The organism is Chitinophaga sp. YIM B06452 (genome assembly GCF_039655965.1).
GTDB lineage: Bacteria > Bacteroidota > Bacteroidia > Chitinophagales > Chitinophagaceae > Chitinophaga.
Genome location: NZ_JAWLKY010000002.1, coordinates 889,962 through 915,116 on the forward strand (window position 1 = coordinate 889,962; position 25,155 = coordinate 915,116).

Annotated in this window: 22 protein-coding genes; 7 read left to right on the forward strand and 15 right to left on the reverse strand. The window is 53.8% G+C overall.

Features of this window, described 5'->3' with window-relative positions; translation table 11 throughout:
- Positions 1-37: 37 nt before the first annotated feature.
- Positions 38-1,051 (forward strand): LacI family DNA-binding transcriptional regulator, encoded by a 1,014-nt coding sequence (locus tag R3I13_RS13335; protein WP_346318456.1) that lies wholly within the window; start codon positions 38-40, stop codon positions 1,049-1,051.
- A gap of 284 nt (positions 1,052-1,335) precedes the next feature.
- Here the strand turns inward: R3I13_RS13335 and R3I13_RS13340 are convergent, their stop codons facing one another.
- Positions 1,336-2,172, reverse strand: coding sequence for a GNAT family N-acetyltransferase (locus tag R3I13_RS13340; protein ID WP_346318457.1), 837 nt, complete (start codon positions 2,170-2,172; stop codon positions 1,336-1,338).
- A 21-nt stretch (positions 2,173-2,193) separates the two neighbouring features.
- On the reverse strand, positions 2,194-3,465 hold the full coding sequence (locus tag R3I13_RS13345) for a DoxX family protein (protein WP_346318458.1): 1,272 nt from the start codon (positions 3,463-3,465) through the stop codon (positions 2,194-2,196).
- Positions 3,466-3,713: 248 nt separating this feature from the next.
- On the opposite strand from R3I13_RS13345, the gene R3I13_RS13350 reads away from it, so the two are divergent.
- Both R3I13_RS13350 and R3I13_RS13355 read left to right on the forward strand, forming a co-directional pair.
- Positions 3,714-4,601 (forward strand): oxidoreductase, encoded by an 888-nt coding sequence (locus tag R3I13_RS13350; RefSeq protein ID WP_346318459.1) that lies wholly within the window; start codon positions 3,714-3,716, stop codon positions 4,599-4,601.
- Between the two features lie 76 nt (positions 4,602-4,677).
- A complete protein-coding gene (locus R3I13_RS13355) occupies positions 4,678-5,481 on the forward strand; it encodes an AraC family transcriptional regulator (RefSeq protein ID WP_346318460.1) in 804 nt (267 codons plus the stop codon).
- A gap of 14 nt (positions 5,482-5,495) precedes the next feature.
- Here R3I13_RS13355 and R3I13_RS13360 read toward each other — a convergent pair whose 3' ends face one another.
- Positions 5,496-5,933: a hypothetical protein gene (locus tag R3I13_RS13360; protein WP_346318461.1), complete on the reverse strand. Its 438-nt coding sequence runs from the start codon at positions 5,931-5,933 to the stop codon at positions 5,496-5,498.
- Between the two features lie 106 nt (positions 5,934-6,039).
- On the opposite strand from R3I13_RS13360, the gene R3I13_RS13365 reads away from it, so the two are divergent.
- Together R3I13_RS13365 and R3I13_RS13370 are read left to right on the forward strand one after the other, a co-directional pair.
- Entirely contained in the window at positions 6,040-7,629 is a 1,590-nt protein-coding gene (locus tag R3I13_RS13365) for a hypothetical protein (RefSeq protein WP_346318462.1), read from the forward strand.
- An 18-nt stretch (positions 7,630-7,647) separates the two neighbouring features.
- Entirely contained in the window at positions 7,648-8,652 is a 1,005-nt protein-coding gene (locus R3I13_RS13370) for a bestrophin family ion channel (RefSeq protein WP_346318463.1), read from the forward strand.
- Positions 8,653-8,664: 12 nt separating this feature from the next.
- Here R3I13_RS13370 and R3I13_RS13375 read toward each other — a convergent pair whose 3' ends face one another.
- The gene (locus tag R3I13_RS13375; protein ID WP_346318464.1) at positions 8,665-9,180 is read right to left on the reverse strand and encodes a DinB family protein; all 516 of its coding nucleotides are present in this window, start codon (positions 9,178-9,180) and stop codon (positions 8,665-8,667) included.
- 119 nt (positions 9,181-9,299) lie between these two features.
- Here R3I13_RS13375 and R3I13_RS13380 point away from each other — a divergent pair, with 119 nt between their 5' ends.
- Positions 9,300-10,172 (forward strand): glutamate--tRNA ligase family protein, encoded by an 873-nt coding sequence (locus R3I13_RS13380; protein WP_346318465.1) that lies wholly within the window; start codon positions 9,300-9,302, stop codon positions 10,170-10,172.
- Positions 10,173-10,301: 129 nt separating this feature from the next.
- Positions 10,302-10,718, forward strand: a complete 417-nt coding sequence (locus R3I13_RS13385) for a VOC family protein (RefSeq protein WP_346318466.1) — start codon at positions 10,302-10,304, stop codon at positions 10,716-10,718.
- Between the two features lie 70 nt (positions 10,719-10,788).
- Here the strand turns inward: R3I13_RS13385 and R3I13_RS13390 are convergent, their stop codons facing one another.
- The 11 genes from R3I13_RS13390 to R3I13_RS13440 form a co-directional block, all read right to left on the reverse strand.
- Complete coding sequence (locus tag R3I13_RS13390; protein WP_346318467.1) at positions 10,789-12,291, reverse strand: FAD-binding oxidoreductase; 1,503 nt, start codon at positions 12,289-12,291, stop codon at positions 10,789-10,791.
- Between the two features lie 138 nt (positions 12,292-12,429).
- On the reverse strand, positions 12,430-13,788 hold the full coding sequence (locus tag R3I13_RS13395; RefSeq protein WP_346318468.1) for an acyl-CoA dehydrogenase family protein: 1,359 nt from the start codon (positions 13,786-13,788) through the stop codon (positions 12,430-12,432).
- Between the two features lie 16 nt (positions 13,789-13,804).
- Entirely contained in the window at positions 13,805-14,269 is a 465-nt protein-coding gene (locus R3I13_RS13400) for an OsmC family protein (RefSeq protein ID WP_346318469.1), read from the reverse strand.
- 32 nt (positions 14,270-14,301) lie between these two features.
- Positions 14,302-15,387: an amidohydrolase family protein gene (locus tag R3I13_RS13405; RefSeq protein WP_346318470.1), complete on the reverse strand. Its 1,086-nt coding sequence runs from the start codon at positions 15,385-15,387 to the stop codon at positions 14,302-14,304.
- Positions 15,388-15,477: 90 nt separating this feature from the next.
- Entirely contained in the window at positions 15,478-16,623 is a 1,146-nt protein-coding gene (locus R3I13_RS13410; protein ID WP_346318471.1) for a glycoside hydrolase family 130 protein, read from the reverse strand.
- Between the two features lie 18 nt (positions 16,624-16,641).
- The gene (locus R3I13_RS13415; RefSeq protein WP_346318472.1) at positions 16,642-17,148 is read right to left on the reverse strand and encodes a hypothetical protein; all 507 of its coding nucleotides are present in this window, start codon (positions 17,146-17,148) and stop codon (positions 16,642-16,644) included.
- 16 nt (positions 17,149-17,164) lie between these two features.
- Positions 17,165-18,106 carry an FAD:protein FMN transferase gene (locus tag R3I13_RS13420; RefSeq protein WP_346318473.1) on the reverse strand — a complete coding sequence of 314 codons (942 nt, stop codon included), beginning with the start codon at positions 18,104-18,106 and terminating at the stop codon, positions 17,165-17,167.
- Complete coding sequence (locus R3I13_RS13425; RefSeq protein ID WP_346318474.1) at positions 18,103-19,929, reverse strand: FAD-dependent oxidoreductase; 1,827 nt, start codon at positions 19,927-19,929, stop codon at positions 18,103-18,105. Before R3I13_RS13425 ends, R3I13_RS13420 begins: the two co-directional genes overlap by 4 nt.
- Position 19,930: 1 nt before the next feature.
- On the reverse strand, positions 19,931-21,025 hold the full coding sequence (locus tag R3I13_RS13430; protein ID WP_346318475.1) for a hypothetical protein: 1,095 nt from the start codon (positions 21,023-21,025) through the stop codon (positions 19,931-19,933).
- 5 nt (positions 21,026-21,030) lie between these two features.
- Complete coding sequence (locus tag R3I13_RS13435; RefSeq protein ID WP_346318476.1) at positions 21,031-23,457, reverse strand: hypothetical protein; 2,427 nt, start codon at positions 23,455-23,457, stop codon at positions 21,031-21,033.
- Positions 23,457-25,145, reverse strand: a complete 1,689-nt coding sequence (locus R3I13_RS13440; RefSeq protein ID WP_346318477.1) for a RagB/SusD family nutrient uptake outer membrane protein — start codon at positions 25,143-25,145, stop codon at positions 23,457-23,459. The genes R3I13_RS13435 and R3I13_RS13440 overlap by 1 nt, the downstream gene beginning before the upstream one ends.
- Positions 25,146-25,155 lie beyond the last annotated feature (10 nt).

Consider the following 25,155-nt stretch of genomic DNA (forward strand, 5'->3'; position numbering starts at 1 on the left):
TGCTGTTGGCGGTATTTTCACTATCTTTTAGTCCGATATGAAAAGTAGTGTTGTCACTATCAAGGATATAGCTGAAAAACTTAAAGTGTCGCCCTCTACCGTATCCCGTGCATTAGGCAATCACCCGCGCATTGGCCTGAAAATGCGGATGCAGGTGCAGGCGCTCGCCCGCGAAATGGGTTACGAGCCCAATTCACAGGCCATTTCATTTAAGCAGAAAAGGACCTCCATCATCGGTGTTATTCTTCCTTTTATACGGGAAGATTTTTTCTCCTCCGCCATCAGCGCCATCGAAATGGCCGCCATCGCACAGGATTATACTATTCTCTTCGGGCAAAGCCTCGACGATCCTGAACAGGAAAAAAAGATCGTGGCCGCGATGAAAAAGCAGCGGGTAGACGGCCTGATCATCTCCCTCAGCAAATACACCGTTAATTACGATCACCTGCAATCGCTCCATAAATATGGCATACCGGTCGTGTATTTCGACAGGGTGCCGCCGTTCAAGGCCGCGCATAAAGTGTTCTGCAATATGCACCGCGGCACGGTGCAGATGGTGAACTGGCTGCTGGCCGCCAAACACAGGCGCATAGCGCTGATCAACGGGCCGGACAGCCTGCCCGCCAGCAAGGAACGGCTTACGGGTTACATGGAGGCGCTTTCCAAAAAACAGATCAAGGTGGATATGCAGCTGGTGGAAACAACGGATCTTTCCACGGAGCAAACTTCCGAAGCCATGGCGAGGTTGCTCAGGCTGAAAAAGCCGCCCACGGCCATTATCAGCTTCAATGATTATGTGCATATGGATGCCGCGCGTTATGCGCTGCAGCACGGTGTGAAAGTGAACGAGGACATTATTTTCGCGAGTTATGCCAATCTTCCCGTAACAAGTTACATTGCCTTCCCTCCTGCCGCATCGCTGGAACAATTCCCTTTCAGGCAGGGTGAAAAGGCCATGGAACTGATCATCCGCGCTATGCACGAAGAGCAGTCCGATGACTTTTACACAGAAGAGATCCTCCCCGAACTCGTGTTCAGTACAAACAAGTAATGGCTGGTGGTATCGGGGAGCAGGATAGTCAGGTTGGATCAATAAAGAGTAGCAAATAACGGGTTTGCGGTGCTTATTTTAAAGAGTAGCAAATAACAGGTAACGCAGTGGCAGCGCGCCACTACCGGCTAATCGCGTATACAGGTGAATAATTCTTCCGACAGTTTTTTTTACTTTATAGTTGTGCTAATCTATTGTGCTATCAAGGATATCGCTGGTTGACAATTCAAATATAAGGCAGGAATCAATCCAAAAAATGCGCAATCGTTTGTGCAAATTGTGCACTATTGCTCGGGTGGCGGCGAAGGTGTGAAACGGATCATGCCAAATGCCTGCGCGAACCCGAACTGCCGGTAAAATATTTCCAGTCCTTCGCCGGTGTACAGCCCCACCAGGGCATTATGGGCCGCGCTGTTCTCCAGCCAGCCGGTGATGCCCTGCATCAGCGCGGTACCTACCCGTTTGCCCTGCCAGTCTTTCCGCACCATCACGTCTTTCACGTAATAAAATGTCTGGTCGTCGCCCAGCAGCAATGCGCAGCCGATGGTTTCGCCGCTTTGCGCATCTTCCGCTACGACGGCATGCAGCGCGGCAGCCAATACCTGCTCCACTTTATGATCGTCCGGCGAAGCGGTCCAGCCCACGGAGGTTTGCAGGCTCCTGTATTCCTCTTTCGAAGGTTTTCTCGCGATGATGCGCACGGATGGAGAAAGAACAGCATGATTTTTTTCTCTCTCGGTAACAGGCGTCGCGAAAGTGATGTAGTACCCGTTCAGTTCCCGGACGGTATAATCTCTCAGCCCCCAGGGCTGATTGGCGAGGGAGGAAACGATCTCCACATTCCGTTGCCGGTGCATGGCATACAGCGCTTCTATATGTTTTACACGTATCCAGATGGAATTGCCTCTGGAAGCCGCCGCCAGCTCAGGTTGCAGCGAAAACTGCACGCCCACGCCCTGCCACGATACGCCACCATGCACCGGCGGAGTACCCCAGGTCCACTTTGCGGGAAAGCCCAGCACCTCATGCCAGTAAGCAATACTGGCCGCTACATCTGTAACGGCCAGCACTGTTTCAGCTTGCATGAAAACGGGTTGCAGGTTGTTGTGTTCGTTTTCCATGATCGCTTTTTATGAATGTTTTTACCGGTTATACGGGTATTCATTGACCCACCTGAAACCGCGGCTCAGGAGCCTGAAGGAACGGTGATCGAACTTCCTGAAGCGGTACATCACGGAATCGTTGTTGAGCACGCCCGTCAGGGTGAGGTAAGCGGAATCCGCGGTGTAATGCAGCACGGATTTGCGGGTCGTGTCTTCCCGGCTGAATACCGTGGCTGTTTTCAGGGAAGTATCCACTCTGAAATTAAGATATTTCAGCGAGTCGTTCATCAGCTTCACCTGCGCATTTCTTTCAAACTGTATGATGAGCTGCCGCCAGCGGGTGGTGTCCGTCATCAGCGGCGGGACCGTATCATGATTGCGCACCAATAGCTCGGTATTGTAAATGCCGAACAGCGGCGGTTTTGCACGGTCGTCGCCATACCGCTTCATACCTCCCATGCTGCCTTCTATCTGGGAATACAGGATGAAAATAATAAACAGCGATTTCAGCACCACGGCGGAAACGCGCATCCAGCGCTTATGCACGTAGGTACGGAAGACCTTCGGCTGCACGGGTTTGTTCAGGATGAACAGGTTTGCCAGGCGCTTCACGTCGGGCGCCATCAGGAAGAGCGAAACGAGCAGCAGGAAAGAAGAAAAGAGCTTCACCGGCACATCGAAACAAAAATTAATGGCGACAATATTGACGGTCACGAAGGCGGATAGAACAGCGCCGAGCAAGGTAGTACGGCGGAACAGGAGGAATAGTCCCGCTACAACCTCCGCCCATCCTGTGAATGCGCTGAATGCTTTCGAATATCCTACATACGACCAGGCCAGGCCCATCGGGCTTTTATCGCCGAAAGGCTGCACCAGCTGCGAGAGATAAGGAGAAGGCATCTGCAAATGGAAGATCTTTGCAAACCCGTAAATGAACATCATGTAAGCCACGTAATACCGCAGCCAGACGCGCAGCCAGTGATGGAGGGTATCATAGTTCCTGCGGCGCCGGTCTGCCACCGCCCAGATGAGGGCTGCCAGCGCGGCCAGCACAAGCATGGCACCTGCTTTCACATAATCGAAGGTCGTATCGCCGCTGCCATTGGTGAAAATGGTGATAGGGTCCGGCAGATGCAGGATGTGCGCGCCTGCCCAGGGAATGAACAGCTGCCACAGCTGTTCATATAACTCGCCGGCATAAGGCAGGAAAGTGAGCGGGAACGGGAAAATAAACAGCGCGAAGAAGACAAAAAAGAAACGGAACGCGAGTTTCTCTCCGGCGCTCCACAAGCGGGTGGATGGTAAAGACATAGGGCGTTGATTAGGTTTTTTTGTTGTAGCGTTGGTTGAATATATAGTAAATCGCCCTGATTGCATAACAGATCACATGAATATTGATGAGCGGAAATGCCTGGCAAGCCGGCAACGTGCCAACGCAGAACCTCAAACCGGCCACCACTGCCAGTTTTAACCATGAGCTTTTCAACAAAACAAATTGAGCTTTTGAACAAAATAGCCTGTTCGAATGGGCGCTTACTTTGCAGTAAATAATTCAGGCAATGACACAAATTTGGTTTATTACAGGCAGTTCACGCGGGCTGGGGCGCAGCCTCACCACCGCCGTGCTGGCAGCAGGCCACAAAGTGGCCGCCACCGCCAGGAACCCGGAACAGTTGAAAGATCTCGAAACGCAATACCCCGGCCAGGTGCTTCCCCTCCGGCTCGACGTAACCGACCGCCAGCAGGTACACAGCGCGGTGGCCGGTGCGGTAGCCCATTTCGGGAAAATAGATGTGGTGGTGAATAACGCAGGTTTTGGTATCACCGGCGCAACGGAAGGTTATACAACCGAACAGGTGCGCAGTCAATTGGAAACAAACCTCTACGGCCCCATTGAAGTGACCCGCGCCGCATTACCGTACCTGCGCAAACAGGGTCACGGCCGCATTCTCCAGATCAGCTCCATCGGCGGGCGCATCGGCAACGCCGGCCTCGGCATTTACCAGGCCGCCAAGTTCGGGCTGGCGGGGTTCTCTGAAGCCCTGGCCAAAGAAGTAGCCCCATTGGGCATCAGGGTTACAAGCGTGGAGCCGGGCGGGTTCCGGACAGACTGGGCCGGCGATTCCATGAGCTTCGCCCCGAAAGTGGAAGGCTACGAAAACTCCATCGGCGTGATCGAGGACATTTTAACCAGCGGCAAGTTCATTCCCATGGGCGATCCCGCCAAAGCAGCGCAGGTGCTCATCACCCTGGCCGCACACCCTAATCCCCCGGTGCACCTGGTGCTGGGCAGCGAAGCCGTAGCCATGCTGGAACAGGCCAACGCCGCCCGCGACGCGGAACTGGCGGAATGGAAGCCCGTCAGCATCAGTACGGACGCAGATGATGCCGGCAACTTCTTCGAATCTGAGGTTTCCAAACTGATCTCGGAAGCCAAAGGAATTTAATTCTCCTTTTCACCGGAACAGCATTGTTGCATAGATTTGTACAACAATGCTGTTCTGCATTTAAACCGATGATCGCATGGAAAAAAATGTGAGGCCGGGTATTTTATATTCCTGCTATTCCCACGTAAGCCGGGAAGGAGAACAATTTATACCGGAGCATTATTTCAGCTACCTGCTGGCCGGCAGCATGGAGATATTTGCCGGCGGCAGGCAGTATACATTCAAAGAAGGCGAATACCGCCTTTACAGGAAGAACCAGCTGGCGCGGTTTGTGAAACGCCCGCCTGCAAACGGCGAATACAGGGCCGTGAGCGTGCTGCTGGATAAAGAGACCCTTCAAAACATCAGCAACGAACATAATCTCCATTCCCGCAAACCCTACACGGGAGAGAACATCCCTACCCTTCCACCCAATAACCTCTTCAGCAACTACATCACTTCCCTCAAGCCTTATATGGACATGGAGCAGGACCTGAACCCCGTGCTCACCAACATCAAAGTAAAGGAAGCGGTAATGATACTGCTTGAAACCAACCCTTCCCTGCAGGACCTGCTGTTCGATTTCAGCGAGCCCGGCAAGGTGGACCTGGAGGCGTATATGAACGAACATTACCGCTTTAACGTAGACCTCCCGCGCTTCGCTTATCTCACAGGCAGGAGCCTGGCCACTTTCAAACGCGATTTCGAAAAGATCTATCATACCTCTCCCAGCCGCTGGCTGCAGCAAAAGCGCCTCAGCGATGCTTATTACCTGCTGAAAGAAAAAGGCTGGAAAAGCTCGGACGTTTACCTGGAAGTAGGTTTCAAAGACCTCTCGCACTTTTCTTTCGCCTTTAAAAAGACCTTCGGAATGGCGCCTTCCGCGGTGGCGGCGCAATAATTTTTACTTGCCGTTTATGGTGTTGAAGAGGATGCGGAACCGGATGAACTGGCAGCACTGTCCTTTTTAAAAAAAGAAAAATAAACGCTGAACACGAGCAATAAAAACATGATCCCGAAATACAGTTCCGGGTGACTGTTTTCCATAACCACATCATTCTTCCAGGGATGCAGCCGTACCTGCACGATCTTGCCCCTGTCGTACCTGCCGCTGTTACAATCGGCTTCCGAAATGTACAGTTCATAAGCTGTGTGATTCACATCCACGATAATTTTCGGGCCGCCGTAACGGCCTTTTTTATCACAGTCAAAGGCAGGCATCACCACCAGTGCATCCGTTTTACTGCCAAAATACCTGGCGAAAGTTTCTGTGCCGAAATAGATGAAGAAACCAAGGAAAAGGATGCTGATCCCGGTGGCAAAGGCAATAAATGCTGCTTTATGACTGAACATAGGTACCTGAGATATTAATATGGTTTGCAATATCTGATATTCTTCGTCCAGTTTGCATATTTTTTCGGAAATTCATAGTGCAATAACCCCGAAAAAATCCGTCCACATGGGCAAGCCCGTTCACACCCCTGACCCCAAAGGCAGCGCTTCGAAATCGAGGCCCTTTTTTGGCCCCGGCATGCCTGATCCTTTTTTCAAGCCCACGCCTGTTGCACCCGGCACTATTCAGAAGGATGACGACAAAAAAGCAGCGGAGCCGCAAAAGCCTGCGCCCGGCACCGAACCGAAAAAAGAAGAGCCGAAGAAAGAAGCCGCGCCGGAGAAACCGCATGTTTTCTACAGCATTTTCGACGATGTGCTTTTCCAGTTTCCCAAGCGCTGGAAAGATTCCTACGCCCGCTCCAAACAATATGGTACCAGCATCGTGTTCGACCCCACTTTCGGGCAGGAGCTGCTTTCGAGTGAGATCATGGCGCTGTGGAATGTTTTTTATGCTTTGCAGATGAAAGAAATGTCGAAGTACGGCGGCAAGATCGATTTTACAAAAGGCCTTGAAATGGCGGAACAATTGTCCGGCACTTCGGGCACTTATATCAGCCTTGCTTCCATCGTGCTGCACATGGATATGAAAAAATACCTGTCGGACCAGCTGCCGGAATACGCCAAAGACAACCTGGCCACTTTCCTCATCACCGGCGCGCTGCTGCAGGGCGGCATGGTGGGGCTGAATGCGCTGATGGGCAGCGAGCTTGATTTCGCATCGCTGATCGGCCCGGCCACCGCCAAGTTCACCGAGCAGCCTTACGGTTTTAAACGGCCGTTCATGCTGAACAATATTCCTGACAAACGGTGGAAATCTCCTTTCCTCGATGCGCCGGAGCAATTCGAATTAAAATATTCCGGCACCGACGAAGAAGCGGAAGAAAAGAAATGGAGCCTGGGATTGGGCTTCAACCTGGCATCTACGCTGGGCCAATATCCGAAGGATGAAAAGGACAAACCGAAATACAACGGGTTTGAGTTCTTTCCTTATTTCTCCTACTCTCACAAAGAGCCGGTAGATGGCAAGCCTGCGCCCGAAGAAAAACACAAGTTCATGGGCGGCATTTATACCGGCGCCGCCGGGTATTACGGCCTGCTGGAAGGCGGCGCCCGCTTCGACGATTCCAATGCACTGGAAGCATACGGCAGGGCAGGATTTATGCTGCGGAATTTCGGCCCGCTCAGCCTCATGCAGCTCACCGGCGAGCTGGACTACCGGCCGGGCGCAGAGGAGTCCTACCGGGGCCGTATCAACGCAGCTACACAATTCAACCTCGTAGACAACGACAAATGGAAATTCTCCCTCGGCGCCGCGGGCGGTGGCTTGCTGCCGGCCGGCGACCAGCCGGGGGCTTTCGATTTCAGGAGCAACCTCGCCCTCTCCCGTAAGTTCAATGTGCCCGGCTTCCCCCTGCCGCTCAGCACCGGCCTGGACGCCACTTTCAACTACGGCAAGCAGGATCCGTTCAACGCCGGTTCTCCAGACATGTACGGCATGCTCACGCGCCTCACCTTTTTTGATATGGTAAAGTTCGGCCTTGAATATTACAAGATAGACCAGAAGGTGGAAGGCCTCCCGGACAACGATCTCCGCGGCATGCTCACTTTTGACTTTGCGCCCGTGTTCATGAAGAAGCTGCAGAAAGACAAATAAATTCATTAATTTATTGGCATGAATGCAGGCAGCAATTACAGCTTCAAAGAGTTCGTCCTCTGGACGCGAACCAACATCTACGCACTGATTGTTATTTCCACCATCCCCGTTATACTCTACGAAGTAGTGGGCTGGAAATGGCTGGGTGTGCCCTGGGTGCCGGTGGCGCTGGTAGGTACGGGCGCTGCTTTCATCGTGGGTTTCAAGAACACGCAGACCTACAACCGCATGTGGGAAGCGCGCATCATCTGGGGCGGCATTGTGAACGTGAGCCGCAGCTGGGGCATTATGGTGAAAGATTTTGTGCGCTCCGCCAACCGGCAGGAAGCCGCGCAATTTCACCGCATTCTCATCTACAGGCACATTGCCTGGCTTACGGCCCTGCGTTTCCAGCTGCGCGAATCGCGGCGCTGGGAGAATGTGAAAGTGAAACCTTACAACATCGAATACCGGAAATACTACAAGGTGCCGGAGTGGGAAAACAAACTGGCAGACGATATCGCCCCATACATTGATCCCGCAGAATGGGAAAAGATCGCGCATACCAAAAACCCCGCGGCGCAGATCATCGCCCTGCAATCCGCCCACCTGCGCGAGTTACAGGAAGCAGGCCATATAGATATGTTGTGCTATATTGAACTGGAAAACACGCTCAAAGACCTGTACAATGAACAGGGCCGCAGTGAAAGGATCAAAAATTATCCTTATCCCCGGCAGTTTGCCAGCATCAACCTGTTTTTCATCCGCCTGCTGGTAGTGTTGCTGCCGCTTGGCATCATGAATGAATTTGCGAAGCTGGGCCCGAACTGCGTATGGCTGAGCATTCCTTTCAGCGTGATCGTGGGCTGGGTGTTCACTTCATTGGAACAGGTGGGCGAAAGCACGGAAAACCCTTTCGAAGGCGGCCCGAACGATATACCGATTACCGCTATGAGCCGGAATATCGAGTTTGATCTGCGGGAGATGCTGGGAGAAACGGAACTGCCGCCGGCGGTGGTGGCGACGCATGATATTTTACTATAGGCGTTACCGTCATCAAGCCTCCACACCCTTCAACCTCCCGATAATCCTCCGCAACTGGTTATTATGCCGCTGCGTATGATACGCCACAAAATGCACCAACTCCAGCCGCGTCATCTGGCCCAGGAACGGGAAATCGAAGCCAGTTAAGGTTTCGGTCAGGTCTTTGCCGCCGAGGGCGCCGTTGAATTCGCGGCGCAGCCTTTCCATTTCTTTGGCAAGCGCATCTTTATCATATTCTTTTTCTTCCGGGCGGACGAAATCGGGCGACTGCATCTTCAGGTCCATGTCGAGGAAAACGGCGAGATCCTTTACCTTTTCGTCCGGCGCGCGTTGCGTGGTGGGTTTGGTTCCACCTTGCAGGAGTTCTACGCATCCGCTTATAGACATCCGCATGTGTTCCGTTACCTGCGCGGCCGTCCAGCTGCCGGTGAAAGGTACCTGGTTGGCCTGCTGCTGGTTGCAGGAGGCTAAGAGCTGCGCCATTTCCGCGATGGCCGCGTCTGCTGCGATCCTGATATCTGCTTCCATATGCTGTTCTTTTTTTTACAAATATCCTGCTATCCGCCGGTTTGAAAGGTGGGTGGTAACGACAACTTTGATGGCAATTCAGGACAAACTGTTATTTTGCATTGTTATAAATGCTGCCGATGAATTTTTCCAGGACCAGGATCGCACCTACGCCCAGCGGGTTTCTTCACCTGGGCAATGTTTTTTCTTTCGCTGTCACCGCCGCGCTGGCAGAGCGCACCGGCGCAAAAGTGCTGCTGCGTATAGACGACCTGGACCAGCAACGCGTAACGCCTGAATACATCCGGGATATTTTCGACACGCTGCATTTCCTCGGCATCCCCTGGCAGGAAGGGCCTGCCAACGCGGAGGACTTTTCGCAGCATTATTCCCAGCTGCGCCGTATGCCTTTGTATGAAAACGCATTGGAACAGCTGCGCAACAGCGGCCAGGTATTCGCCTGCGCCTGTTCCCGCTCGCAGCTTGCATCCGCCAAACCCTGCAACTGCAATAACATCCCTCTCGATGAACCAGGCGTAAGCTGGAGGCTGCGCACAGATCACAGCATTTCATTAACAGTACAAACACTCTCCGGAAAGCCCATTCAAACCACACTCCCGCTTTCCATGAAAGAATTCGTGGTAAGAAAAAAAGATGGCTTCCCGGCATACCAGCTCAGCTCCGTGACAGACGATGATCATTTTCATACAGACCTCATCGTACGCGGGCAGGACCTATGGGATTCAACACTGGCGCAGCTTTACCTGGCTCGCCTGCTGCCCGGTTCTTCTTTCCCGAAAAACATTTTCTTTCACCATACATTGCTTACAGACGATCCCGGCCGCAAACTGTCCAAATCAGCAGGCGATACCTCCATCCGTTACCTGCGCCGGGAAGGCCGGGAACCGGGAGACATCTACGCCCTCATCGCCTCCAGGATGGGCCTGCCCGCCGCAGGCAACTACCGGGAGCTTGCCGCGCCTGTTATCGAGCACGCCCTGTCAGGAATGTAACCTGCCTCCCGCGGCTGTTACGGTTTGGATAGTTTTTGTCGGGATACACCCCGCAGATTGTCGTTTTCAGCCATGCAGGAATTTAATTATCCGCCGTAAGTTTGTGCTGCAATACAAAAGCACACTATCATGGCAAAACAACAAATGATCTTTGTAAACCTCCCGGTAAAAAACCTGCCCCGGTCGATGGATTTCTTCCAAAAGCTCGGCTACAGCTTCAACCCGCAGTTCACCAACGAACAAGGCGCTTGCATGGTGATCAGCGATGTGATCTTCGTAATGCTGCTGGACAATAACTTCTACCAGACTTTCACCAAAAAGACCGTTGCAGACGCCACTAAAACATCTGAAGTGATAGTAGCCCTCAACGCCGATTCGAAAGAAGAAGTGGATGAATGGCTGGCGAAAGCCGTAGCAGGCGGCGCTACCACGCCCAATGCGCCGGTAGATCACGGTTTCATGTACTCCGTGAGCTTCGACGATCTGGATGGCCATCATTGGGAAATGGTTTACATGGATATGAGCCAGATGCCTCCCACCCCCTGATCTCACGCCATTCCATCATAACAAAAAAGCTGCCGTTAAAGGCAGCTTTTTTTGCATATCGTTTAACTCATCATTTAACCGGCTGAATGGAAAGCGCATGCCTGAAAATGTTCAAAGGATCCCAGCGCATCTTTGCCTTTTGCAAACGGGGATAATTCCCTTTCCAGTAGAATGCGCTGTAATGCAGGCCTGACGTATTCCAGGCCGGGTCGGCCAGGTCAGCGTCAGGGTGGTTGATCATCGCACCGTCTGTCTGTTCATTGGGTACCGGCACACCGCCGGTTGCGGCAAACAGCTCGCGGTAAAGACTGCGGTTCCATGCTATATGCGCGGCCTCTTCTTCCTTGCTTCCCCAGCCCGCGCTGCATGCCGAGGAAATGATGCAATCCCTTTGCGGGGTGGCAGTGGCATCCGGCGCAATGGTGTTCACTTTGCCGCCGTAGGTCACCATGCCGAACATGGCGCCCATGATGTTGTATTCAGTGGTAGTGAGGTGTTTGTAAACGGCGTTGATCTGTTCTGCGGTTAGTCCTTTACGGAAAAAAGCATCTTTCCCCTGCATCCGCGCATTATCCATACCTACGCCAAACAGCTCCGGGAAAGGGTTACAGGCGAATGCCGGCCAGGAAAGCTCTTCGGTTTCGTAGGTGAACTGCAAGCCCGTGCCTTCGTTCACCGCCTCCACGTGTTTCCTGGAAATATCCGCCGCCGCGGGCCCTGCAGTGCACAGGCCGATCATGCCGAACGAACCGGTTTGCAAGCGGCGCAGCATCAACAGGCTGTAAAGCGTAGCTTCAGGTGTGCCGGCCTTGCTGTTCTGTTCACACCAATCGCAATAATTCTTAACCAACCGGCTGAATGCGGCCTGGTCCGCACCTTCCCAGTTCCAGTTTGCCCTGAACAAATGCACGGACGCCGGCGCTTTAGGCAAAAGGTCCGCAGGGTTATCGCTGTTCACGCCGGGAGTTCTGAACCAGAATTTGGTAACAATGCCGTAATTGCCGCCGCCCGCGCCGGTAAGCGCCCACCATAGTTCATGGTTGGGATCATCCTCTTCTCTCGTGGCCACTATCGTATGGGCTTTTTTGTTTTCATTCACTACTACCAGTTCGGCCCCATACAGGTAATCAGCCGCCAGGCCATGCTCACGGCATAAAAAACCAAAACAACCGCCCTGGAAATGGCCACCGGCGCCAATCAGCGGGCTTTCGCCCGCGGGTATCAGTACGCCCCAGCCCAGGAACAATTTTCGGTACACTTCGCCCAGCAGGGTCCCTGCTTCTATGCAAAAGGCTTTCTTTTCTTCGTCGAAATATACGCCTGTCATCAGGCTCATGTCCAGCAACACCTGTACGGAAGGGTCCGCCACGAAGCCTTCCAGGCAATGCCCGCCGCTGCGCACGGAAAGGCGTTTGCCTTCGGTTACCGCTTCCTGCACTGCCGCCACTACATCCTCCACTGTTTCCGCCAGTTTGAAATATTCCGGTTTGCCGGTAAACCGTTTGTTGAACCCGCGGCGGTTCAGTACTTCATACCTTGGGTCTTTCTCTCCTATTTTGGGTAATGTGCTCATAAAAAAGATTGTATTGGTAAAATTAAGCCCGGCGCCGTGTATAGCCGGGGGTGAGATGCGACAAATGGAAGGGTGCATCGGGACAAAAAACGCCTGCTTGCACAGGCGTCATTATTACAATACTGGTTATGTTGAAAATTATACAAACGCACTAAATCCCGTAATCGCCCGTCCCACGATCAGCGAGTTGATCTCCTTGGTGCCTTCGTAAGAATAGATGGCTTCCGCATCGGCCACGAACCGCGCCACATCGTATTCCAGCAGGATGCCGTTGCCGCCCATCACCTCGCGCGCCTTGCTCACGATGTCGCGCGTGCGCAGGGAGCAGAATACTTTGGCGAGGGAAGCATGCTCGTCGCGGAGCAGGCCCTGGTCCTGGAGTTCAGACAGGCGGAATACCAGCGATTGCATCGCCGTCAGGTTAGACAGCATTTCCACCAAATGGTTTTGTATCAGCTGGAACGATGCGATAGGCTTGCCGAACTGTTTGCGTTTGCGGGTATAGTCCAGCGCATTCTCATACGCACCGCGCGCGCAACCCACCGCCATCCACGCCACGCCGGCGCGGGTCATCTGCAACACGCGGGCGGTATCTTTGAAGGAATTAGCGTTCTGAAGCCGGTCTTTTTCCTCCACCACGCAGTCTTTCATCGTGATCAGGCCATTCTGCACGATGCGCAGCGCCATTTTCCCCTTGATCTTTTCCACGGTGAAACCCGGCGTGCCTTTCCGCACAAGGAAACCTTTCACCTGGCCATCGTCCAGGTCGCGCGCCCAAATGATGGTTACGTCGGCAAACGGCGCATTGCCGATCCATTTTTTCTGGCCGTTGAGCACCCAGCCATCCGCAGTACGTTTTGCCGTTACCGTTAACCCGCCGGCCGCGCCGGAACCCACTTCCGGCTCCGTGAGCCCGAAAGCCCCGATTGCCTTCAGTTGTTGCATTTTGGGCAGCCATTCTTCTTTTTGCGCATCGGAGCCGCACATGTAAATAGAACCCATGGCCAGGCCGCTCTGCACGCCGAAGAAAGTAGCGATGGATGAATCCACACGGGCCATTTCCATCGCAATGATGCCTTCCATGAGGAACGACTTGCCGGGGCAGCCGTAGCCTTTATACGTTACGCCGCAAAGGTTCAGCTCTGCGAACTTGGGGATCACTTCGTAGGGAAACTCATCATGCAGCCAGTAATTATTCACCAGCGGCCTGATCTCTTTTTCCATGAACTCGCGCACCTTCAGCTGAACAGCCTTGTCTTCTTCACTCAGCCGCAGGTGCAGCTCGTAAAAATCACCGTTGATCTCCGGCAGTTCTTTTTTCTTTTGCCCGCCATCCATCATTTTCATCAGGCCCTTCAACTGGTTATCGTCCAGCTTCGAGAACCCGTCCATTACCTTTTGCAGGTCTACCTTGCGGGACAGCTTGTCCAGCTTTTCAAAGTCGATGGATTTGAACAGCTTGTACGCCTGTTTGATCTTTTCAAAAGTTCCGGCCATATCTTTTCGGTTTAAATCAGGAATCAAGTTGATTGCGGGCCAGCATTTCCGGGGCGGCTTCCGGCCCTTCGCCCACCAGCGTGGTGAGGATAATATCGCCCTCCAGCAAACGCGATACGGGGCAAGCTTTGGCGATGCTCACCAGCTTCTCCCGCTGCTCATCGGATACCGGGCTGAGGAAATACAGGTCTTTGTCTACATGCGTTACCAGCCGCCCGTTGCGGGTCACCTGGTACATGTTGGCGTTCATGGCGAGGTTGGGAATGTTCCAGCCCTTGCGGTCTATGTACATGCGGAGCGTAGCCAGCGTGCACGACACGATGGAGGAAAGGAAAAGCGTGAAAGGATCGGGCCCTTCGTCCTGCCCGCCTGCGGAAGGCGGCTCATCTGCAACAAAGGTTCCGTTGCGCCACTCGATGCGGCAGCGGTATTTTATTTCACCGATCGTGCCCTTTACGGGGTTTGCCATTTTATACTGCATACTGCAATTTACGGTTATTGCAGTTCAATGCATTACTGGAACAGCGATTTATCGATCCGGGGAATGATGCGCAGGGCGTTTTTGTAATAGATCTTGCGCAGGATGTCGTCCGGCAGGTTCATGCCGTACATGCGCCAGAAGGCGTGATATTTTTTGTGGTAAGGGAAGTATTCGTCCGCCGTTTCGAGCACGCGGAAATAAGTGGCATATTCTTCGGGTTGCCAGGAGTCTTTGCCGAAAAGTATCCTGTCTTGGTACTTTTCGAAGAACTGCCGGGCCATTTTAGGCTGCCGGCCCAGCTCTGCGATCACCGCACCGAATTCCACGACGGTATTGGGCATTTCATCCATCAGTTTGGAAAGATGTCCCAGGTCGTTGGCATACCAGCCGAAATGTGCGTTGATGAAAGTGGTCCTGGGATGTTTTTTGAACATGCGGTGCTGCTCTTCGATGAGGGTTTCCCAGGGAGCAGGATTATTCGCCCCTCTTTTGCGGCCCGGATGGGTGACCAGTTCCAGCCAGCGTTCGTTGTGATCGTCCACATCGTCCCAGAAAGGCTTGGGGTCTGCAGTGTGTATGAGCACGGGCATTTTCAGCTCGCCGCATTTGTTCCAGATAGCGTCCAGGCGGGGATCGTCTACCGTTATGCGTTTGCCGCTTTTATCCTTTACGCTGAGGCCCAGGTTCTTGAAAACTTTCAGGCCGCCCGCGCCGGCATCGTAATCCTCCTGCAGCTGCTGCACGGCTTTGGCCGTCCAGCCCTCTTCGCCGATGCCGCTGAAATCGATATTGGCGAATATGATGAAACGCTTGGGCGCATTGGCTTTCACGTTGTCCGTCATTTTTTTGAGCCCTGCGCCGTTGCCGCCGCTGAGGTTCACCATCACTTTCATGTTCAGCGCGTCCATCTGGCTGGTCAGGTTGTCGAGGCTGCCGGAGCCCATGCCCCACTGGTGATTATGCACATCTATAAAAGGGAATTTCGCTTTTTTGAGCGGGTGCTCCGGCACAACCAGGGTTGAAACCGGCTCATACTTTTCGAAATCCATTTTCTGCTGGCCGTGCAGCAAGCCGGCGGCCAGTACTAAAGGGCAAAGGAGGGCATTGAATTTTAACATACGATCGGTTATAAGATAGTATGCTAAAACTAGGCAATTATCCGGCTTATGCAAGCGGCAAATGATAAGCGGCGGGGACCGGGCTGTTCCTTACTTTGCGGGCACGGGATCGCCGGCAACGGGATGTTTCGGGTCGAACACGGCCACGGCCACCCGCGAATCCGCGCAACCATAATACAGGTACCATTTTTTGCGATGGTACACCAGCCCTTCGATGAACACCGTTCCGTCCTTATACTGCCCGCTTTTCTCAAAGGCCTCCATGGGCCGGAGAAACGGCACGTCCAGGCGGGCGATGGGTTTGGTGGGATCTTCCTTATCGAACAATACCTGCCCGGCACAGTAGGCGTTGGCGTTAAAACGGGGATCGCGCCTGCTGCCGCCGTTGTTCTTGCCATTGTACAGCAACAGGATGCCTATATCTGTGATCACTGCGGGCGGGCCGCATTCGGTAAGGTCGCTGTCGAAATACCCGCTCCTGGGCTTTATGAACGGCTTGAGGCGGCTGGAATCATCCAGTATAGGCGCCCAATCCAGCAGGTTATCGGAAGTGGCGCCATACACGGCGTTCTCGCCCCAGTACATGAAATATTTTCCATTCACTTTGGTGATCACCTGTTTGCCCTGCCTCACCTGTGTAACAATGGAAGCGGATTTGCTCCAGTGTTCCAGGAATTTCCCATCATATGCATCCTCGAAAGCAGGACCATGCTTCTCCCAATGGATAAGGTCGCGGGAGGTGGCCACCCCGAGCCGCGCTACCTTGCGGTTCCATTGGGTGTAGAGCATTACATACAGTCCGTCACTGGTAACAGCCACCCGCGGGTCTTCGCAGCCGCCGGGGAATTCGAATTTCTGCTGGCTGTCTGTATCAGGGTAGAACACAGGCGTAGGCCTGCGCGTGAAATCGGTACCGTTGCGGCTAACGGCATAGCCTATACGGGAAGTACGTTTGCCGATGCCCTGCCCGCTTTTATCTTCGGCGCGGTACAGCACCACGATGTTTTTTTTCATCACGGCGGCGGCGGGATTGAAGGTATCGTTGGATTCCCAGGCAATGGAATCCTTTTGCATGGGACACCAGAAGTAAGTGTTGTCATTAGGTGAGATAACGGGATTCTTTCCGCGGACGCGCACAAAACCGCCCATCGCCCAGTCCGGCAGGGTGTTTTGCGCTACGCTGCTGATAGCGGAGAGCAACAGGAGAGCTACAAAGCTGATACGAAAAATTTTCATGCGCCCAATATACAAAAACTACCGTTTGAGCGCTATCACTTTGTATTGCCCGTTCACTTTGCCGAAAATGAGGGCGGTATCCTGCAGCTGTACGTTATACATGGCCGTGCCGCTGTCCGTCATTCTTTTCAGGCGCTGGTAATATTCACCGGGCAGATTATCCTCAAGCCTGGTAATATTTTCATCAGTTACCGCGTGTAGTTTGTGCTGCATTTCGGCGCTGAAAAGCCGGCGGTAATCTTTTCTTGCCATGGTTTTCTTCACGGTGTCCAGCGGCAGCGGGAAATTGACCATGCTGCGCAAAATGGTGTCGTGCGTACCGTCAGACAGTTCGCGGAGGGAAGAGAAGAATGTGCGGAACTCCTGCTCTTCCGTGCTCATGGCCGGCGGGTTGGCGCCAGTGGTTTGCAGGGCGGAATCTTCCGTGGGTGCTACGGCCACAGTATCCATATGCTGCGGCTGCTGGCGGCCGGCGCAGGCTGTTAACAGGCAGGCGCCAACGATGTATAAAATAGGCTGTTTCATGTGGGAACAAACACAATTACCGTACCACCAGCGCTTTGATGCCATCGGTCATATAAACAGCCGTATGGCCGCTTTGATCCCTGTAGAGGAGAATGCCCTGCAGGGACGGTTCACGCTGTAACAGCTGTTTGCTGCCTTCAAATCCCAACACGAGGCAGGGCGTATCAAAACCATCAGCCATAACTGCATCCGGCGCGATAATGGTCGCGCTCAACAGCGAATCTGGCCGGGCATAGCCGGTTTTGGGGTGAATGATGTGGCCGAAGGAATGGCCTTCTGCTGTATAAAAATTTTGATAATTACCTGCGGTGCTCACAGCTGCATCTTTCAGCCTGATGCGGAACAGGTCTTTCCCCGGCTGCTGCGGATCTTCAATGCCGATCTCCCAACTTCCTTTGCAGCGTACTTCGCCACCTACTTCCACCATGTAACGCTGTGTCCCTTTTTCTTCGAGGTAAGCAGCCAGCACATCCACGGTGTAGCCCTGCGCGATGCCGTCGAAATCCAGTCGCACGTTGGGTTTGATCTTGCGGACTGTTTCGTTGTTGAATTGGATGTATTGGAAGCCGACGTATTGCAGCAGCGAATCAGCTTTCTTCGTCCAGTCCTGCCCGGTGCGTTTGCCCTGGCGGTATGCTTCCACCAGCGGCATCACGGTGGGGTCGAATGCGCCGTTGGTAGCCTTATAGACAGCGGCGGAATATTGCAGTATCTTGTAAAAATGACCGGACTGAAACCGCCAATCGTCGAACTGGTTGAAGGACGATATCTCGGAATCAGCCCGGTAGGTAGACAGTGCCTTGTCTATGTCATGGAATATGGAATCCGCCTGGTTCTTAAAGTTCCGCTGAAGGCCGTCTTCATATGCGATGTGCCAGGTAGTGCCCTGTGCAAAGCCTTCCAGCTTCAGCAGCGGGCCGCTTTGCAGCAGCATCCATATCGCGGCCAGGTACATCATTTGCCGGCGGGAGGATTTTGCAGGGTCTGCCCTGGCGGTGTTTCGTCTTTCACGATCGCCATCAGCTCAGCCAGGTGATCCTGGTAAACGCCCCGTGGCGTGGTATTGTATTTCTTTGCCACCGCGGCCGCAAAGCCCACCACTTCACCCATCATGCCGCAGGTACGCATTACGCGCGTGCTGCCGAAGGCCACGTGCGTGGTGCTGATGTTCCTTCCGGCCATGAACAGGTTCGGGATGTTGCGGCTGTAAAAGCAACGGTACGGGATGGTGTAAGGCGCCACCCTGATGTGTTTCGTGCTGGCAAAAAATTCCTGCCCTTCAAAATATTTGCTGTTCTTTTCGTCGGGGAAATGCAGGTCGATGGTCCAGGTGGCGGTAACGGTGCCGTCCGGGTAAAGTTTACCTTCCTGGATGTCCATCTGCGTGAGTATATGATCGCCGATGATCCTGCGGGATTCGCGTTTGCCGCCGATGTAGGCCACCCAGGCCAGCTCGCGTTTGGCGTATTTCTCAGGCTTGTTCTTTTTGAGATACGACCAGTTGCCGTAAACAGCACGCAGGTTATGATCACGGATCTTTTCCGCATCGGTGATGGTGTTGAAATTACCGAAGCCGGTTTCCCATTCCCAGTCTGCTTTTGTTTCGTCTACATGATACTCATCGGAGAATTGGAGGGCCCAGGGCGTTTCGGGGAAGCTGGAAACGGTGTCTTTTTCCAGGGAAGCCCAGAGGTTGGAAGTACCCAGCGTAAAGCTGTCTGCCTTCTCAGCGGCCAGCGATTCGCCGGTTTCCGCTTTAGACTCGCGGCCATGACGGAAGTCTGCACCTGCCAGGTAACCAACGGTGCCGTCGCCGGTGCAATCGGAAAAATAAGTGCCGGTGAAACGCGTTTCTACGTTGGTGGAAATATTCCTGCCAATCACGGCGGTGATCTTACCGTCTTTCATTTCCACTTTATACACGTGCGTGTTGAGGAACAGCTTCAGGTTCTTTTCCGCTTTCACGATAGCGATCTTCCGGTCGTCGCCGTATTCCTGGCCATTGGGATTACCATTGCCCGGGTCGCCGTTGTCCATTTCACGTACGATGCGGCCCAGCTTGGGATAATGGCTTTTGTCCACATCACCCCTGAGGTGCACGCGTATCTCGGAGCTGTTGTTCCCGCCCAATACCGGGCGGTCTTGTATGAGCGCGGTTTTCAGGCCCATGCGCGCTGCGGAGATCGCCGCGCAGGTACCTGCAATGCCGCCGCCTACCACCACGAGATCGAACTGCCCTGCATCCTGCGCTGTGGCGGAAGTATGAAGCACCTGTGCGCGGAAATCGTTGAGGGATTTGAGTGTATTGGGCGGCGTGAATTTCAGCGCGTCGGTGAAAAGGATCGCGTCGCAGCGGCCGTTGAAGCCGGTGAGGTCTTTCATCACGAGTTTCACTTCATCTTTTGAAATGTCCAGCACGCCTGCATCGTACCATTTCCAGGCATCATCGCCACTGGCGCCCATTACCTGGCCGGCTTGTTTGCCGTCGAGGCTGATCGTGAACTTACCGGGACCAGTGGGAAACGGCGCCCAGTCTTTGGTGCGCACCCACATGCGGTATTTCCCTTTGGCAGGGAATTTCACGGTGGTAGACGCGTCTTTCACCGGCCGGCCCATGCCATGGGCCATGAGGTACGACGAGCCGATCACTACAAATGACTGCTGGTCTGTCACCCAGCCGCCCTTGTCTGAAAAAGATTCCGCCTCCACATATACATGTTTTTGGGCGAAGGCTGCTGAGGAGAAGAACAGCAGCAGGAACAGGATTTTTATTTTTGCCATATCATTCGGTTTTCTTTTCATAATGGATCATTTGCTGTTGAACGGCTTTATCCGCCGGCTTCAGCTGCTTTAATGCATCGTAGATGTCCGCGCCCATGTCCGGGTGCGGCAGCTGCGCCGCCAGGCTTTTCAGGGCTTTGCCCGGAATCTGCGGGCGGGCGGTCAGCACCTTCAGCTTCGCTTTTAATTGTTCACGGTTGCCTGCTGTGGCGGAAGCGGCGATCTTTTCGCAGAGCTTATCATTTACCTGTATGCCCGCCAGTTTCTTGAGAATGGCCATCTGCAAAGGATAAGCGGCTTTTTCATAAGTGCCCCACAGCCAGGCCTGCCTTTTGGCGGGCAGGAAATAATCCGGGTGCACCTTTTGCAGGGCATAGCGCGCCGTGAAAATATTTTTCCCGCGGATGACGCCTGCAATGTCTTCTTCATAACCGGCCTGCACTTTTCCTTCCGCGTCCATCACTTTGTCCATGGCCCAATACTGGTAGTGATGGTTATTGCTCCGCAGGAAGCTGTGCAGCATGGAAGATGTTTCCATCGACGCCGTGATCTTTTGTATCTGCGCCGAAGTAGCACCGTGCGCGAAATGCCAGAGCGTGTAACAGGTGAACACCGCGCCTTCTATCACTTCATTTTTGATGGTCTTTAATGTAGCCCCGGTGCGGATGTTTGCGGAGTCGGAAATGTTTTCCGTGCCTTTCACTACCAGGTCTTCCATTTTCAGTTCCGCTAAAATGGAAGATTCTTTTGCCAGTATTTCCTGCAGCTTGCGGTAATCTTCCTCCTTGAAATCGCGGTGATCGGTTTTGGTGAGCACTTCACTGCCGGGAAGGTCGTAGCGGAGATAATTGCCGAGCAGGTCCCAGTACAGGTTGATGCGCACCGGCCTGCATTCGCCGGTGTTGCACACGGGGGTAAAGATGTTCCGGAAAAAAAATTTCGGTTTGCCAGCCGCGTCCAGTGCGAGATTCAGCGTATAAGCAGCCGTATCCCCTTCCCTGATCTCATACTTTTTAAGCGTATCTGCCAGGAAAGAAGATGTAGCGGCAGCGTTGCCGGTTATCAAACAAAATATGACGAGGATGAACAACCGCATAGGTATTATTTATATTCCAGTATGGCGGAGGCTTCGCAATCCTTATCGGCTGTAAAGCGTATCCACCGCGCCTGTATGCCTTCCGGGAATTTGTGCAGGAAGGTTTGGCCTGGTTTTACGTTGACTGTTTTATATTTCATCCATACGCCGTTGCCCACCGGATCCATTTCGATGGTGAAAGAAACAGGGGCAGCGGCCTTATGGGAAAGTTGCAAACTACGCTGGTCGTAGAACCCGATCAGGTAAGGATCGGAGGGCTCGCCGGCTTTGACAGCCGAGGAAGACCAGGGGCCGCCTTTGCCGGTGGGTTTGCCCAGCTTCCAGAGGTCATCTATCACGCCCGCCCAAACAGCAGCTTTGCCATCTGCGGAGCGGATGATGCGCGAACTTTTCGTGTCAGCATCTAACCCCGTTAAGATAAGCAAACCGCGGTAAGATGCATAATCGTTGATGCGGAAATTATGCGTAGCCACCGGGCGGATTTTGGCATAACCATCCGCGTTTTCCGCAGGCAATTCATAAAATGTGCCATGGCAGTTCAACAGGTCCCTTTCCGTGGCCACTTCGCGGCAAATGCGCAATGCGCCTTGTTCTGTCAGGCTCGTAAAGCCCCTGTTGCCCAGTGGCAGGCGCCAGCGCCGGCCGTTATCGTCTGTGATCAGTACTGATGCGGCTTCCACGGTTACTGCTTGTTTGGGAATGGCGAATTTTTCCTTGATGAAGGAAAGTGTGGATGCATCGTCTTTCCGCTGCAGTTCCATTTTTGCATTCAGCTCGTAATAACCATTATCAGTGGCCAGGCCCAATGCCCTGCGATCCCCGCCCAGCCCATATAACAGGCCGCCGGTCGCCGGTGCGGCGGTGGTTTTCACCAGGCCGTTGAAAATATTTGCGGGAACGGTTCCACGCGCATCCTTCTGTGCATAAGTGAATTGCACGGTGGCTTTAACGTCAGCATCTGTTTTCACGCGGATCCATTCGCCGGGGGCAGTGGCAGGAAATACAGCCTGCGCGGCTTCTCCTGCCGGAACCGATATTGTTTTCACCACTGACCATTGCTGCTCACCAATTTCAAAAGTGAATTTCGTATCTGCGTTACCGTTATTTTTTATCCATGCGGTACGCACCGGCCAGCCGGCGAATAGGAATGGCTCCGAAGGCTCTCCCGCTTTTATGTTCTCATTCAGCCAAACCGCGCCTTCTGCGGTGTTAGGACCAAGCTGGTCCGGCAGGTTGAGCGTTGTGAACCAAAGGTTCGAATTGGATTGGCCCGGCCCTTCGATATTACCCTTTGCTTTGCGTTTGTTGAGGAATTCCTTCTGCGCTGAATCGTCGCAGCCAAATACCAGCTGGTTGTTCCAGCGGGTATAATCGCCGATCACTTTCAGGTAGGCGGAACGCGGGCGGATGCCTGCAGTATGCGTGCTGCTGAAGTTTGCGGGAAAGCGCCAGAACAGCCCGTGCATCGTCATCAGGTAATCCGGTTTGCCGGCAGCGCCTATATCGCGGATGCGCGGCCATTCGGTGTTCCAGCCATGCGCGCCGTCGTAGCTGTGACTGGCCTTCGGCAGGCGGAAGAAATGCCAGCTGCCTTTATCGCGAACGCCGAGCAGTACGGATTTATGATCCCAGCCGGTAGCCCAGACAGGATCCGTTGCGGGATTCGCATTGCCGTTGATGCCGCCCGGGCCGGTGACTTCCACGAACTGGTTGCGGCGCACCACCTTCCAGTTCTTTCCATCCCATTCAGAAAGCGAGCCGGCTTCTATGTCGAACTGCTTAAGCGCCTGTGAGCCTGGCTCGCCATTGTTGGAAAACACCATCACGCCCTGGCCGCTGTATACGCCCTTTCCATGGGCGCCGGGCAGCAGCTCGTTGTGGTAGTTTTTGGCTTCGTCTTTTTCTTTGGGTTTCTTGTTCCCGTCTTCATACAGCATGGTGGGCTGCAGGGTCTTTACATCCACTTCATAGAATCCTTCTTCCATAGTGGCGTAATAAATTTTCCCGGCGGGATCGCTGAGGTGGCGGGCATTCCCGGTATGCCTGCCCTGCATGGCAGTGTAGGGTATCACTCTTACTTTGCCGCTGCCGTCTATCGCGTAAGGACCAATGAACAGCTGGTTGCTTTCTTTGTGGATCATCCGGTTAGCGGGCGTTCCGCCAATGCTTTCCGGCCTCACGGTCTGCTCCAGCGAGGGAGAGATCTCATACAGCTTGTCCGACGAACCGAACGGCAGGTGCGGACCGTAGGTGATCACCCAGAGCTTGCCTGCCCAGGGCACCACCGCGCCTGTTCCGCATTCTCCTTCCTTGTTGTACATCGCCAGGTGCGGGTAAACGCCGTTGTAGGAAGGATATTTATTTGCCTGTGCAAAAGCTGACAGGCCTGCCAGTTGCAGGCCCGCCAGCAGGATCATTTTCATCCGCATCATCAATAATTCGGGTTTTGTGTGAGGTGGCTGCTCAGCACCTCTGAAGTTGGAATAGGCCAGAGATACTGGCGCGTTTCGTCAAATTTCCTCAGCGCGATCTGTTTGATCAGGCCGGCGTTGTACATCGGCAGGAGGTTGGCGGAACCGTTCTCGTCGATATCTGGTGTTTGCGGGAAGAACCACAGGCCAGGCTGCACTATTTTGGTGCGCAGGTCCGCAGGGTCCAGCAGGCCGAAGTTCGGCGTGTTCAGCACTTTCTCCGCGATCTTCCAGCGGATGATGTCCATGTAACGTACGCCTTCCAAAGCAAACTCCATCCTTCTCTCCATCCGCACGATCCGGCGCAGCGCTGCCTGGCCTGTTACGGTCACTGCGGGGTATTCTGCAATATTGGCCGCAGGCACGCCGTAAGCGCGGGCGCGCACGAGGTTGATCGCGTCCAGTACAGACTGGTCTACCTGGTTCTGTTCGATCTTCGCTTCGGCGTACATCAGCAGTACGTCCGCGTAACGAACGATGATCTTGTCGGGCTCGGCAGTCCAGGAGTTGAGCAGCCAGTCGCCGTCCACGCCTTTTTTCCATACCAGCCCGTTGTAGGACGCGAAAATGGCTACGGAGCGGGTGTCTTTGTTTTCAACATATTTCTGGTCCGCATCTTTCCAAACTTTCAGCGAATCCGGGTGCGGCTGGTAGGTGTAGCCGAGGTGGGATTTCTGGAATTCCTGTATGGTAGCGGTACAGCGCGGGTCGCGGTTTTCGAAGGGCTTGCGCGGGTTGTACAGCGGCGATTCGTCGATGGGCAGGCCGTCTTTACAAAGGAACGAGCACAACAAGTCCCAGGAAGGGTTCTTTGCGCCCCAGCCGCCGGCGTTGCGCGGTACATAGTTCTGCAGGTCGCCCAATGTTACTTTAAGCGCAACGGATCTTGGCAGGCCGAAAATGGTTTCTGCGGAGTTCTTTGTTTTAGACAGGAACAGGCTGCCGAAATCAGCATGCAGCTTGTAAACGTTCTGATCCATGCAGGCCTTTGCAGCAGCGGCAGCAATGGGGTAATCGCCCATTTGCAGCGCGAAACGCGCTTTCAGGGCCAGCGCGGCCCCGGAGGTGGCGCGTTTCAGCTCGCTGGCGCCGTAGGTCTTGGGAAGGTTCAGTGCGGCTTCGTCGAAGTCTGCGTAGATCTTCGGAACGGTCACGGTCCTGTCCACCTGCTTCAGCTTCATTGCTTCTTCTATATCCAGCGCGGTTTCGGTGTAGATGATATTGTTGTAGTGTGATACCAGTCTTGCATACATGGCAGCGCGCACGAACTTCGCCTCGGAAGTATAACGGCTGATCTGCGCGGCGCTCAGCTTCCCGGAAGCGCGCCCGATGCTGAAGATCACGTTGTTGGCCCGGGCGATTGCCTTGTAACCGTTTACCCACCAGCTTTTCACAAAATCCGTCTCTCCATTGATGGTAGCACCGGTAACGGGTGTGGTCACGTCGCGGTAAAGGAAATCATCTGTCCAGTCGTCATTGTCTACAGGCCAGAATGCATCTTTATACAGCCCGTTGAGGGACATTTCTATTTCTTCCGCATTGGAATTCCAGGTTTCGCTGGATCCGTCGGAAAGCGGGTTCAGGTCCAGTTTTCCGCAGGCGGCCAGCAGGAATGCGCTGATGCAGGTGATCAATATTTTGCGTTTCATTGATTGACGG